7 protein-coding genes and 1 pseudogene are annotated in these 14,676 nt (G+C 33.2%); all 8 read left to right on the top strand.

Annotated features, from left to right (window positions below):
• Positions 1 to 136: 136 nt before the first annotated feature.
• Entirely contained in the window at positions 137 to 775 is a 639-nt protein-coding gene (locus F7888_RS12970) for a DUF3990 domain-containing protein (protein WP_191780119.1), read from the top strand.
• Positions 759 to 1,181: a hypothetical protein gene (locus F7888_RS12965; RefSeq protein ID WP_191780118.1), complete on the top strand. Its 423-nt coding sequence runs from the start codon at positions 759 to 761 to the stop codon at positions 1,179 to 1,181. The genes F7888_RS12970 and F7888_RS12965 overlap by 17 nt, the downstream gene beginning before the upstream one ends.
• A 192-nt stretch (positions 1,182 to 1,373) precedes the next feature.
• Positions 1,374 to 2,543 (top strand): annotated as a pseudogene (locus F7888_RS23070) (DUF3800 domain-containing protein).
• Positions 2,544 to 2,883: 340 nt separating this feature from the next.
• Entirely contained in the window at positions 2,884 to 4,377 is a 1,494-nt protein-coding gene (locus F7888_RS12950; RefSeq protein ID WP_191780112.1) for a TIGR02677 family protein, read from the top strand.
• A 5-nt stretch (positions 4,378 to 4,382) separates the two neighbouring features.
• Positions 4,383 to 5,579 carry a TIGR02678 family protein gene (locus F7888_RS12945; protein WP_191780110.1) on the top strand — a complete coding sequence of 399 codons (1,197 nt, stop codon included), beginning with the start codon at positions 4,383 to 4,385 and terminating at the stop codon, positions 5,577 to 5,579.
• A 1-nt stretch (position 5,580) separates the two neighbouring features.
• The gene (locus tag F7888_RS12940; protein WP_225228789.1) at positions 5,581 to 9,852 is read left to right on the top strand and encodes a TIGR02680 family protein; all 4,272 of its coding nucleotides are present in this window, start codon (positions 5,581 to 5,583) and stop codon (positions 9,850 to 9,852) included.
• Positions 9,836 to 11,161 (top strand): TIGR02679 domain-containing protein, encoded by a 1,326-nt coding sequence (locus tag F7888_RS12935; protein ID WP_191780107.1) that lies wholly within the window; start codon positions 9,836 to 9,838, stop codon positions 11,159 to 11,161. The genes F7888_RS12940 and F7888_RS12935 overlap by 17 nt, the downstream gene beginning before the upstream one ends.
• 251 nt (positions 11,162 to 11,412) lie before the next feature.
• Positions 11,413 to 14,598 (top strand): type II CRISPR RNA-guided endonuclease Cas9, encoded by a 3,186-nt coding sequence (gene cas9, locus F7888_RS12930; protein WP_191780105.1) that lies wholly within the window; start codon positions 11,413 to 11,415, stop codon positions 14,596 to 14,598.
• The last annotated feature ends 78 nt before the right edge of the window (positions 14,599 to 14,676 follow it).

The following is a 14,676-nucleotide window of genomic DNA, read 5'->3' as shown; positions in this document are numbered from 1 at the left end:
AATTATAGTGTCCTTAAACAATAGAAAATACTGTTTTATCTCTTGAAAATTAAGAATTTAATAATTAACATATTTTGGGTATAAGAGTATAATTAGAATTATATATTAAATAATTTTTTTGTTTTGAGGAGACTAAATGGCGATTACAAATCATGTTGAGTTACCCCATCAAATTTATCACGCTACACATATAGAAAATATAGAAAGTTTCAAAGAAAACATTGCAGATTCAACATGTTGGTTACCCGAAAAAGATTTTGGAAATGGTTTTTATACAACTAATGATATCAAACAAGCCTATAAACGTGCTAAATTGTTAAGTAGATATCATGGTGGACAGTCCGTAGGATGTGTCTTAGATTTACGATGTAATCCAGAGCCCTGTCCATTTAATTATAATCACCATGTTTATTTAGGTGTAAATCGTAAGTGGGCTGAGTATATTTTAGCTCATAGAGCGTATCCTAATGAAGATCCATGTGAGATATTAGGATATTCTTGTCATTCAGATATAATTTCTGGTCCCATGGCAGATAACTCAATTAAGGATTTTATAGGTAAAGATGTATATAGATATCTAAATAATGATAATAATGTGGTGGATGAGTTTTATGAAAAAATTATTAGAGGTAACGATGGTAAATTTCGAAATACATTTGATTTAGGTTATCAAATTACTTTTAGTAATGAGGAATTAGCAAACACGATGCTTACAATAAAAGGGATTTGGTATATGAAAAAAGGAGGAGGTTGGGTTTATGAAGAAGTATTGTGAGTTTGATATGTATGAACAAGAAATTGCTAAAGAACTCCATAGATTATTCCCAGATAAATATACTCCTGAATCAGCACAAAAAACAGTTGAAGATTATTATGAGGTAATGAAACGTATAGGATGGTTTTGTTCTCCAGAAGAATGGGCTAAAAATTTACATTCAGTAATTAATAAGGGCATTACTCCCGAAGATTGGAGTAAAAATCTTGATGAGTTAGATAAACATGTAGATTTTCCAGAAGAATATATAAGATCAGACATTTCAAAGAATGATTTCAATAATTATACTCTTATGACATTGGTATCTACGAATGATATTTTGTCTAGTTCTTCTAAAATAATTCATAACTACACAAATCCGAATTTTTTATTAAAAAACAATGATAAGAATATGACAAAGTTATAATATTGATTTTCCGATGAAAAGAGAGATTCCATTAAAAAACAGGTGTGCAATAGTTTATACTGCATGTCTGTTTTTATTTATGCCTATTCAGTGACTAACGCTATTAATTTACAAAAACAAAAGGAGAATTACAAAGCCATATCGAAATTATTCGAAATAATCAATCATTTTTATAGGTTGGAGTGAACGCTGATGAATGAGATTCAATTTGCTTTTGTAGATGAGTATGGAAATTATGGTTTTGATTTTGAGAAGGATGACGTTTCTACCTATTTTATCATCGTTGCCATTCTTGTTAAGGGTTCTAATAAGGATGTATTGGAGAAGAAGGTTGAATCCATTAGGCAGAAGTTTTTTCAGACTGGAGAAATGAAATCAAGTAAAATAAAAAACAATCATAAGAGAAGAAGCTTGATTCTACATGAGCTAAAGGATCTTCCTTTCAATATTTTTGCTTATGTGATTGATAAACGGAAATTTAGAGAGGACGGAGGTATTCGTCATAAGAAGTCTTTTTTTAAGTTTCTAAATAGCCAATTATACGATGATTTATATAAAACATTTGAGCAACTGGAACTTGTAGCTGATGAGTTTGGAAATAAATAATTTATGGAAGAATTTAAGAGATATGTGAATCGGAAGAGCATCCCGGATTTATTCAATCACTCTAGTTTCGGGTTTAATAATAGTAAGTTGAATGTCCTAATTCAATTAGCTGATCTTGTTGCAGGAACAATAGCTAAGGGCTATGATACAAGCCAATTGACAGAGGAATACAAGACGTTCTATAAGATATTAGAAAAACGCATTATCAGAATAGAACATTGGCCAAAAGACTATAGAAATTATTTTGTGGATCTATCGAAAATGGATAAAAATGTGAGATGTGATGAAGTCATCCTGAAACAGGCTGTTAACCTGGCATATCAATATATAGATAAAAATAGTTATAGTGAAGAGAATGATGAGAAAGATAGAATCGATTTATTGAAGTTACTTCTATATAAATTACGAGAAAACCCTACTAAATATATCATTACAGAAGACATTCTTGAAAACCTTAATGCCATTCGACACAAAAAAATCAAAACGCATTATTTTAGATCGAATATTGTTTCGAAATTGCGAGACCAAGGATTATTAATTGCCAGTAGTAGCAAAGGTTACAAACTACCTATCTGTATTGAAGACCTCTATGAATTTGTGAATCTTCAAAGTGTAACTATTCATCCAATGATTCAGAGAATTACGAAATGCAGAGATCAAATATTATTGGCTACTAATAATGAAGTGGATATTCTTGATAAAACGGAGTATGAAGGGATTAAGAAGATGGTGGAGTTATCTAAAGGGTTGGGTTAATGAGGTAATCAAGATGTGCATTTATTTATCAAATAAGTAAGAGGGGAAATTCAAATTACTGTTTCAACAATAAAAAAAATCACCCCAGCTCTAGCCAACGTGGCGGAGAAAGAGTGATTTTTTTTATCGCGATCAGCTCTAGCCGATGTGGTGGAGAAAATAACGATTATCCTTTTACGTATTTTTAGTTTAGTTTACATTTTTTAGTGTGTCAATAACCTCTTTGAAACTGAATGAAATCCCAAGAAAGAAGGAGTTCGTTTTAATTCCTTTTTTGTGTATAAATATTCAGAAAATTGTAAATGATATTAAAAAATAATATATTATGGGAGGTGCGATCATGAATTACGATATCGTTAAGCGGAAAATTCAAGAGGTTTCATATCTAAATACGGAAAGAACAGTCTATTACCGTTCGTTATTAAGGTTTTTTTATGAAGAGTACAAGAAATATAGAGTTCTATTGAATACTGAGGAATTACTAGGTTATATGAAAGAAGTCCCTGGATTCAATCTGTATTCAATGGAGGATTTAAAACAGGATTTAGATACATTGGTTGGATGGGGTAACCTTGAACCACATTTAGATAAAGGTAAGGTAATGAAGTTAGAGGATTTTCGGCAGAGACGGTTTATGTACCGAGCTACTGAATATACGATTGGCTACGAAGCGGCAACAAAGAAGTTAGAAATGGAACGTTCAAATGGATCGTTATCTATTTCTCTAGTTGATCGATTACTGGGAGAGATAAAACGATTATCGAAGGTTGAAGTTAGCCTAATCAAATCAAATGCTGAGTGCGAGGACCTTGTTCAAACGTGGGATGATGTGTTTGAACGCTTTAAAAGATTAATGAAGGAAATTGGCGACTACCTAAGTCATGTTAATAGTTTGGCATTTGAAAAGAAAATTATGGAAGACAATGAAACCTATATTTCCTTTAAAAATAAATTTATCAACTATGTTCAACGATTTATCATGGCTATCCATGAATACCATCATCAAATTTGTCAGATTTTGAAGATCATTGATGATTCACAATTAATTAATAGAATCATTGAGTTGGTCGCAAAAGAGAAATTTTCCAGTTTTAATTATGAAGAGAGTTTTAGTTTTGAAGAAGTAGTTGATGAATTAAAGCAAGAATGGCGTGGGTTATATCATTGGTTTGTTGAAACAGAAGGTCAGCAAACTGGATATAGCTTTATGATCTCACAGACTAGAGAAACAATCCCAAGGCTTGTCACTTTGGCAAAGGAGTTAAATGAAAAAAATAGCATTGGTAGAAACCGTCAACTTGATTATCTTCAAATGTCACGTCTATTTTTTACTAGTGATTCAGTGACAGAATGCCATCAAATGGCGGCGATGATTTTTGGTTCTAGAACGATCAAGGAGATAAGAGCCCTAGGACGAAGCAAAGAAAGAACGACAGAAACAGTCTGGGAACATCCTCCTCATAAAGTACCTATTATGACAAAAGAGCGGGAAAGGAGAGAGAAGAAGAAAAAAACCTATGTTTACCGTGATGAAGAAGCCATCCGTAAAACAATCAAGGCATATGAAGAGAATCAGAAGAAGCGTCAGCGTCTTTTAACACAATTATTAGAGATGGAGGCAATTATTATAAGGGATTTAGGGTTGGTCGATCCTTATATACGAGAAACCTTATTGAATTGGATTACCGATGCACAAAATAATAAAAATTGGATAGGGAGGGCTGAAGGGATTAGGGAATTCCAGTTGGTTCTCCACTCTGAAGAAAAGATAGAACTCTTATCTAGTGATGGAACGTTAAGTATGTCAGATTATGAACTTTGGTTTACGGGGTGATCGAGATGATTCCAAAAGCGTTTGATCAAGATACACAGGAACTAATTGAGTATTTACTGCACTCATTTTGGGTTACAAGAGAGAAAAATCCCGAGGTCTTTTTTGCAATTATTGATCGAAAAGAGGAGTTACGGCAATTTTTTTATGAAAAGTTTAAATATGATTTATTGATTCAAGCTGAATTAGTCAAGCTAGAAAAAATACCAATTACACCAAAATCATGGATGGGGATTGAAGAATTTATTAAAAAAGAAGACTATGTGCTGTTTGCACTTGTGATGGCTTATTTAGAAAAACTGTTAAATGAGCAATTTGTTCTTTCAGATGTCACGAAATATATTACAACCAATTTTCCATTGAATGAAACGATCGAGTGGACATTAGGAAGGGGATATCAGAATCGCTTGTCTCTGATAAGAGTTTTGAAATATGTTGAAGCGATGGGAATGATTGAAACGGTTGAGTTTGCTATTGATGAGTATAAAAGTAGTGAGAATTATGACGTTCTTTATAATAAAACCCCTATTCATCGCTATTATTTACGAAATAATTCGATAGACCTTACAAAGGTGGAATCAATTATTGATATTTATACCCTCTCATGGGAGGCGGGACAAGGAAAAAGTTTGACTCAAAAAGAGAGACTGTATCGTGAACTGTTGCTACTTCCGTGTTTAAATGAAAACAATCTTTCAGATGATGACATTGAATTTATGAGGGAACATCAGGACTTGTTAAGTACAGAGTTTGAAAATTATCTAGGCTGTTCGTTTGAATTATATAAATCCTCCGCATTACTTACACGAGAAGAACCTAATACAGAGGTTGATATTTTTCCGAATAGACGAAAAGAGTCTGTGTTAATGATGCAGATTTCATCGCTAATCCGTGAGTATTTAGAAAAGGGAGTATTATCCTGTGATGTTAATGGAAGTTTATATGTTACAAGGTTCCAATTGGAACAGTGGGTGGAGGAAATAAGAGATTTACATAGTCATGAATGGCCTGTTGCTTATATTTCTAAGGGATCAAGTACACTCGTTCAAGAAATTACAGGGAACTTTTCGGATTGGAATATGATGCAGTTCGATTCGGTTCGAAAAGAGTATGTTTTTTACGAAGTTATGGGAAGAATTTGCGGGTACTCTGTAGACGGGTCACCAGCTATTAAACTTGAGGTGGAGGAAAATAGAAGTGAATAATATGCGTTGGAAGTTAAATCGCGGAGGATTTTTTAATTTTTGGAAGCATGAGGATACGGAATTTATTTTTGAGGACGGGAATTTGCTACTACATGGTCCGAATGGGAGTGGAAAGACTATGTCAATGACGAGTCTCATTACGCCTGTTTTAGATGGAAGAACGAGTCCAGAAAGGCTTGATCCATTTGAATCACGTTCAAGGAAAATGAGGGATGTTTTATTAGGAAAACAAAATGCTCCATTAACTGATGGAAGAATCGGATATATGTATTTGGAATATCGAAAAGGTGTAACGAACCAATATTTAACAACGATCATTGGGCTAGAAGCGCATCCTAATAAAACCACTCCGACCTTTTGGGGATGTTTTTTACTAGATAATAAGCGTGTTGGAGTAGGAACTAGAAACCTCTCGTTATATAAGGTGGAAGTGCTACATGGTAAAACAGTTAAGGTTCCATTAACGAAACAACAGTTGATCGAGGCTGTTGGACAAAGTGGATTTGTCGTAGATAAGGCAGAAGACTACATGAAGAATGTCAATAAATACTTATTTGGTTTTGCAACGGTGGAAAAATATCAGGATTTCATAAAACTCCTTATTCAATTGCGAACACCAAAATTATCAAGTGCGAAAACTACAGGGATCAAACCGAGTACCTTGAATGAAATTTTAAGTGAGTCATTACCAGATATAACAATGGAGGATTTACGTCCATTAATTGAAACCATTGAAACGATCGATAACATTAAAAAGGAAATCGATCAACAAAAAATAGATAAGAGGTTAATAGCTGGAATTAGCCTCCCTTATGAAGAGTATAATGAACTATTACTCTATTCAAAGGCAAAAAACTTGATTGATAGTGATAAAAAGCTTCGTGGTCAACTAAATAAGGAGAGTGATTTGAAAAGAGAGCTTCAAACCAACCAAGATCAATTGAAGAAAATTACGGAAGAGATTAATAAGCTTGAAACAACTTTAGCTGCCACAGATGAGACAATTCGGTCATTGGAAGCAAATCAGGATGTTTTCTCCTTACAACAAGAACAAGCAAAATTGACTGAAAATCAACATGCTTATCAAGTAAGTATAAATGACCGAAGAGACAAGCTTTCTAAAAATAATGAATCAGTGAAAAATTACGATGAACAAATTCAACAATGGAATGAGGCTATCGCGAAAGCGCAAACTAGTCTCCGTTCTAATTTAAACGAGTTGAATGCCTATGCAGAGGAAATGGATTTTCGTGAGAATCAGCATTTGTCCGACTTTTTTGAACAGCAGTATGAAAACACGACCTTCACATTTATCGAATGGAAAAAAGAAGTGAGCCAGCATGAAAATCAGATGAAGGCTGTCGCTCAGCTTGCAAAAACGATTGAAAGGATAAGAGAAGATCGTAAAGGAATTAAACAAGACATTGATAAAGTCGAGGCAGAACGAGATGAATTACTAAAAGCTCGTGCACGTCTAGAAAAGAAGTATGAAGAGGAGCTAAATTTATATTTATGTGAAGTAAATGAGTGGATGGACAACTTAGTTTACTTGCCATTAAGTGAAGGAGATAAGGAAAAACTAAGATTGTTTGTTCAACGCTTATATTTTAAGGTTACGGAAGATCATGTTTTGCAGTTTTTAACAGATAAATACGAAAAGGAACGTGAAGCTATTCAGGCGAAACTCGTACATCTACAGGTGGAATGGCAGCTACAGGACGATAAACGAAATCGAATTGAAGATGAGATAACTTATTGGGAGGCTGGTAATGAGCCAATCCCAGTTTGTTCGGAAGAAAAGCTCTCTGTTCGAAATGTGCTACTCGAGGAAGGAATTCAATTTATACCGTTTTATGAGGCTGTTGAGTTTTTAGACGATGATATAGATGGTGCGATAAAAGCAAGAATAGAATCTGCTATTACTGAGGCGGGACTACTCAATTCCATAATCGTCGCAGCGGCAGATGAGGAGTATGTGAGCAAGAAGACAATAGTTGCAAAAAGTAATCATGCAAAACATTCTAATAATTTGACTAAATACTTACGGGTATCAGAAATAGGGTTATCGTTGGAAGAACAGATCGGTCGTGTCTTAGAAGGTATTTCGATTGAGGAAAAATCAGATGGTTTTATTTTAGAGTCAGGTGAATTTTACTCCCACTTTATTTATGGACAAGCTCATGAAATTGAAAGGCCGAAATACCTTGGTGAAACGGCAAGACTTCAGTATAGAGACCATATTTTAGCAGAGTTAAAGGATAGTTATAAACAGTTGGAGGATAAGGTTTTAGAAATTGATTCACTAATCGTGGATGGAAATCGTGAAATAGATTTTCTTGTAAAAGAGAGAGAGGAATTTCCAAGTGGTGAACATCTGAAGGAAGTAAAGAAAGAAATAGATGGACTTGATCGATATCTAAAAGATTATTTCGAGAAAAGACTTAATGAACTTGAAGAGCAGTTACGAGAGATAAATGTCCAAATCACAATTGAAGAAAACCAACTAAGAACAGAGTTAAAGGATACCAAATTTCGAGTGGAATCTCCGTATAGTCTTTTTGAAGAGTGTCTAGAAAGAATTACTGAATATAAAATTGAATTACAGAGTTTGGAGCTTCATACGTCGACCTTTTATTCAGCGTCCAATCATGTTAAGCAGGTCACAGAATGGATTGAGGAACTTGAATCGTTAAATACTTCCTATCATGAAGAAATATCAAGTATTAATATGAAAATGGATAAAGAGGGTATCCGATATGAGAATATTGAAAAACAATTAGCGGCAAAGGGTGGTGAAGAAATAACGAGCCAGTTAAATAAATATACAGAGCTTAAACAAGAAATTCCAGACAAAATAAAGGTGAAGCAGAAAGAAAATGAGAAGATCATGATTGCCCAGGCGAATAATCTGCGTCTGCTGAAAGATAATCAACAGAAAATCCCGTTAACGAAAGAGTTGGTTCAGGTTGCTGAGAACATTTTCAGAAAAGATCTAACTTTCCATATGGTTAGATGGGGGGAAAAGGATCTTATTCAACAAGCAAAAGAATTATCACAGGAGATCAGCGAAAAGTATCCTAATGTTTTACCAGACCTTTATAATCGGATAGGGTACTTAGAATCACGAATTTATGAAACTTACAATCAAGCATTTCGTGCTATAAAGAGTTACCAATCTGATTTTTCGAGATCAATTGATGAGGATACAATTCTAAATGAATGGGGCGGAATTGAAAACGAAAGTATTTTGGAAGAACATTATTCGCAGTTCAATCAATTAAAAAGATATGCAAATCGAATCGTGATTACGATGACTCGCATTGAAAATGGGGTTGAATTGGAGCTTAGTCCTAAAATTGCGATTGAAAAATTAGATGCTGATATTGTTCTCCAGGAAATGCGGATGAGCGAAAAAGACAAGGAACTTTATGAAAAGTTCTTGCTACAGGATCTTCGTCAGGTGATCTATGATCGAATAGGTGATGTCGGTTATTGGATCAAGGAAATGAACAGCATTATGTCACAAGTAAGAACATCAAGTAAACTGAGTCTAAAAATCAAGTGGGTACCAATCAGTGAGGATACAGAAGAAGAAATCCATACTCGAAAGCTTGTGAAGCTTTTGAGTATGGATGCGGAAATTTTACATGAATATGAAAAGGAACAAATGATTACTCATTTTCGAAGTAAGATAACTCGTAAACTTCAGCTTGCAGAACGAAGTGGAGAAAGGCTGAAAAGTTTTAAAGAGGTTATCCATGAAGTATTTGATTATCGAAAATGGTTTAATTTTGAGATTCATGCAAAATTAAAAAATGACGATTTAGGACATTTGACTAATAAGGTTTACTATGGGCTAAGTGGTGGAGAAAAAGCCATCTCAATGTACATCCCACTTCTAGCAGCAGTATACTCCAGATATTCGGAAGCGGATGAGGATTGTCCAAGACTGATTACGTTAGATGAAGCCTTTGCTGGTGTGGATGAGAATAATATTAGCGAAATTTTTGGAATGCTAAAGCAATTAGATTTCGATTATATCTATACGTCACAAAGCTTATGGGGGTGCTATGAAACGGTACCAACCTTATCGATTTATGATTTTAAAAATGCAGAGGATGCTGATCAAGTTGTTCTTTTCAGGTACAAGTGGAACGGTATCTCAAAGGAATATATCGGACCAGTAGAGCCAAGAGAAGAATTAAGTTCACAGCTAGATTTTATAGATATCATCCGAATGGTAGATGATGAAGCAAATGAACAAAGCAGTTAAAGATATTTATTACTTTCAAGATAGAAGAGAAGGGTTTGATAAACTCTTTTTTTCTTTATTGAAGAAATACCAACGTTATGGAGCAGAGGTTAATGGAAAAGTCGTCTTGAAAAATCTATCAAGTAAAGAGAAGGAATGTATTTCTTCGTTTTTTGGGGATGATTTTCGAAGAAACAAGACGATATCTATCACTTTTCGTAAAATGGAAGAAACCTTAAAGGATCGTGAATTCAATATCGGTGACATTAAAACATTACTCGAGCTATACTATGATCAGCCGATATCAACACATAAACAGCAAGAAACGGAAGAGAGAAATAAGTATCTTTCTTTTTTGAATAAGGTGAAGTCAATCTCAAAACATACTTATTTTGGATGGTATGTGGAAAGTGTGGAAAAGAAGAAAGACGGATATAGACGGTTTCTGAAATTATATAATGAAAGTCCTCAGGTGTTAAATGAATATCTAGTGACGATTGCTAAAGCAGTTGAACTATTACCGTTGCAAAAGGATATGCGGTTGCCATTTTTTAGTTCGAAAATAACAGGGAACCCTCATGCCTTTGACACAAATCAGGAAATTGGAAAATTGTTTGTGGATGTAATTAAGATTGTTTTTGTGAAAACAGACAAAAAAGCTTTTGAATATGAAACTAGAGCCGAGCGGATTCAGGAATTGCTTTTATCAGTAGGAATTCAAAAGGATGATATTACAAACTATGTTTCTTTTTCTGGATTACGTATCAACATAGGCTCGGTCGAAGAAAGTATCCTTTATGAGGCAGGGAATCGAATAGGGAAAACCTTTCTTGAACCGTTAAGAGAAGTAATGAAATTTTCAAGGGTTAGATCAATCTGGGATAACAATGTGATTTTCGTAGTAGAAGGATCAGGGATATTTTCAACAATTGTTGATGATGTCTATGAGAAGATTGGAGGAGTCCCACCCCTCATTTGCACAATGGGCCAATTCAGAGTATCTGCAATCAAGCTATTGAATCTTCTAGTCAATGAAGGCTATACGATTTATTACGCGGGAGACCATGATCCTGAGGGGATATTAATGGCACAGCAATTATATAATCGCTTCGGTGACTCAATTAAACCGTGGGGTTATACAAAGAAGAATTATCAAACAACAAGCTCAACTAACACCATTGGTGTAGAAGAATTGGCGCTTCTCAAAAATGTAATGCATCCTTCATTACTTGAGGTGAAAGGACTTCTTGAAAAAACTCATGTCCCCTGTTACCAAGAAGATTTTACACACATGCTTGTTGAAGATATAGTTTTAATATATGTACCATAGAAAAAAGTATTGAATATCGCCCCACTTATCAGGTGAGAAATCTATTTGCTTTCTATGATGAACACATTAGAGCACAGAGCTAATTTAAGCTCTGTGCTTCTATATTTATATAAAGAAAAGAATCTCTCTATTAATAGAAAAAATATCAAAATACATCATGGAAATAAGAGGAAAATAAATTATAATGGAAGTATCTTATGTTTTTATAAAATTAGTATTAATAGACAGAATGAGAGAAAGGGTGAACGGTAATGAAAAAGGTGCTTGGATTAGATATTGGAATTTCATCAGTTGGGTGGGGAATCATTGATCAAGATTCGGGTGAAATAATTGATGCTGGAGTTAGATTATTTGAAGAGGCTACACGTAATGCAAATGAAGAGCGAAGAAGTTTTAGAGGTGCAAGACGTTTAAAAAGAAGGAGAGCACATCGATTAGAACGGGCATGTAAATTGTTCAAAGAATCTAATTTACCTACTTCAATGATTGGTATAGAAAGTCCTTATGAAGCGCGTTATGATGCAATTTATGGTGAAGTCAGCAAAGAAAGACTAGTTGTTGCATTATATCATCTAGTAAAGAAAAGAGGTACAACTCTCGATATTCCTGATGAAGATAAAACAATTGGCAATGAATTATCGACAAAAGAGCAGTTATCAAAAAATAGAAAGTTATTAGATGATAAATTTATTTGTGAGGTTCAACTTGAAAGATTAGCTAACAAGCAAGAGAAGATGAGAAACCATGAGAATCGTTTCCGAACGGAAGATTATGTTAACGAAACATTAGCGATATTAAATAAGCAAAAAGAATATCATAAAGAAATTACAGATGAATTTATCAATCAATTTATTTCACTAATAGAAAAGAGAAGACAATATTATGAAGGCCCTGGATCAGAAAAATCTCTGACACCATACGGCCCTTACTTTCTTGACGAAGAAGGAAAGCTTACTTATATTTCGATGATTGATAAAATGCGTGGTAAGTGTACATATTTACCGGACGAACTTCGAATTGCTAAGATGTCATTTACAGCTGATTTGTTTAATTTATTAAGTGGGGACTTAAATAAATTACAGATTAGAGGAGAATATTTATCATTTGAAGACAAGCTTTATTTATTTGAAAACTTTATCAAAAAAGGAAAAAATCTAACAGTATCTCAAATAATGAAATATAAAGGTGTAACCGATGAGACAGAAGTAATTGGTTATCGTGTTAATTTGAAAACTAATAAACCAATATTTACTGAATTTAAAGGTTATAAAACTATAAAAAATATAATTGAAGATAATCATTTGCCTGATGAAATACTTAATAATATTGATGTGATTGATGAAATTACAGAAATATTAACTGCAGAAAAGTCATATCAACGTCGTGCTGAAAGGTTAAAAAATGTTTTTACTGGTAAATTTGATGAAAAAACTATTAAGAAAATAATAGATAGTTTTAAAGAAAATTCAACATTTACAGGATATCATTCATTATCTAAGAAAGTAATAAACTCAGTATTGGATGAACTTTGGCACACGAACAAAAATCAAATGCAAATCTTTTCAGAAAGAGGACTAGAACAAAATCGTCTAAATGCAGAATGGAATCACTCAAAAATAAAATTTGATGACGCAGCAATTTTAAGTACAGTAGCGAAAAGAGCTCATCGTGAGGCAATTAAGATTGTAAATTCAGTTCGTCAAAAACATGGTGAGTTACACGCAGTAGTGATAGAAACAGCACGGGAAAAGAATAGTGATGAAGAGAAGAATCAATATAAGGAATTTCAAAAAAAGATAGGCAAACATGAAAAAGAAATGGCTAAGTTACTTGGGGTAAAATCTATATCAGAATTGAAATTAAACAGTAAGCAAAATCTAGCTTTAAAATTGTGGGTGTCACAGGATTATAAATGTGTGTATTCAGGGAAAAGTATATCAATCCATGATATTGTTTCGAATCCTTCCTTGTTTGAAATTGATCATATTATACCAATTTCAATATCCTTTGATGATAGTCAGGCAAATAAAGTACTGTGTTACCATGGTGAAAATCAGAATAAGGGACAAAAAACACCTTATCAATACTTTTCTTCTGGCAAAGCAAAAAGAAGCTTTGAACAATTTAAAGTTGATGTTACAAATCTTTTTAAAAGCAAAAGAATACCAAGGAAAAAGAAGGATTATTTGTTAGAAATTCGTGACATAGAAAATAATGTAGAGCTGCAAAAAGATTTTATTAATCGTAACTTGGTTGATACACAGTACGCAATGCGTAGTTTTTCAAACACATTACGCAATTTTTATAAGACACATGATATTCGTACAAAAGTAATGTCAATTAGAGGTTCTTTTACTGCAGCATTAAGAAGAAGAGCGAAGTTAACTAAAAACAGGGATGCATATGCACATCACGCAATTGATGCACTAATTGTTGCAGCAATTGGAAGAATGCCTATTTTTAATTTTTTTAAAGAATTTGACATGAATGACGAGGGAATTATTTTTAGTAGAGCGACAGGGGAAATAATAAATGATGATGAATTTTTTCACAAATCATTTAGTAATTTTCTTCGTAATCTAATGAATTATGAACCAAAAATAAAATATTCTCACAAAGTTGATCGAAAGGTTAATAGGACAATGTCAAATCGAACGATTTATGGAACAAGAGAACATGAAGGTGATACCTATTATCTAGGCAAATCTGGAAATATCTATCAACTAGATAAACAAGATGTTGAATCGCTTCTGAAAAGAATTAAAAAAAATCCTGAATCCTTTTTAATTGCAAAATATAACCCAGAACTATTTTCACATATTTTAAAAATAATTAAAGAATACTCTAAGGCAGATAATCCATTTAAAGCATATTATGATGAAAATGGATACATTATGAAGGATGGAAAAGTTCCAGTGAAAAACTTTAGGTATTACGATCGTAAACTTAGAGTGCATATGAACATAACTGATAAATATCCAAATGCAAATAATGATGTAGTATTACTTACTATTAAGAGTCTTAGAATAGATGTTTATAAAAATAAGGAAGGGAAATATAAGTATTTAGGAGTTCCTTATTATTGGTTTAAGCAGGTAGGGCGTAACTATGTTCTCGATATGGATAAATACAATGAGGAAAGATCTGAAAAATATAAAAAAATAGATCATTCTTTTGAATTTCAATTTAGTTTATATAAAAACGACCGTTTTTCTTTTGAAAAGAATGGAGAATATTTTGAAAGAGTTTTTAGGGGTGATGCAATGCCCAGGGGGAATAAGATTGAAGTGGATTTTATTTATATGAAAAAAGGAGATCAAAAGGATGGTTATTTAGCTCCTGGTACATTAAGTAATGTCATTAAGTATAATGTTGATGTTTTAGGGAATACTTATAAAATAGAAAAAGAAAATTTCAAAGACTATTTACAATTATAGTAAAATGGGTATATAATAATAGTGTGAGGAAGACGTTCTTCACCTATACCGAAAATTGGGAGATCCTACCGAAATAAG

It is taken from the genome of Litchfieldia stipae, assembly GCF_014837155.1.
Taxonomy (GTDB): Bacteria; Bacillota; Bacilli; order Bacillales; family Bacillaceae_L; genus Litchfieldia.
Note: the sequence above shows the minus strand (reverse complement) of the source record. Positions and strands in the feature narration are given on the sequence as shown.

Excerpts from the sequence above, each read along its gene's own strand:
- F7888_RS12950 (WP_191780112.1), top strand. The coding sequence starts at position 2,884 with ATGAATTACGATATCGTTAAGCGGAAAATTCAAGAGGTTTCATATCTA.
- F7888_RS12935 (WP_191780107.1), top strand. The coding sequence starts at position 9,836 with ATGAACAAAGCAGTTAAAGATATTTATTACTTTCAAGATAGAAGAGAA.
- F7888_RS12970 (WP_191780119.1), top strand. The coding sequence starts at position 137 with ATGGCGATTACAAATCATGTTGAGTTACCCCATCAAATTTATCACGCT.
- F7888_RS12945 (WP_191780110.1), top strand. The coding sequence starts at position 4,383 with ATGATTCCAAAAGCGTTTGATCAAGATACACAGGAACTAATTGAGTAT.
- cas9 (WP_191780105.1), top strand. The coding sequence starts at position 11,413 with ATGAAAAAGGTGCTTGGATTAGATATTGGAATTTCATCAGTTGGGTGG.
- F7888_RS12940 (WP_225228789.1), top strand. The coding sequence starts at position 5,581 with ATGCGTTGGAAGTTAAATCGCGGAGGATTTTTTAATTTTTGGAAGCAT.
- F7888_RS12965 (WP_191780118.1), top strand. The coding sequence starts at position 759 with ATGAAGAAGTATTGTGAGTTTGATATGTATGAACAAGAAATTGCTAAA.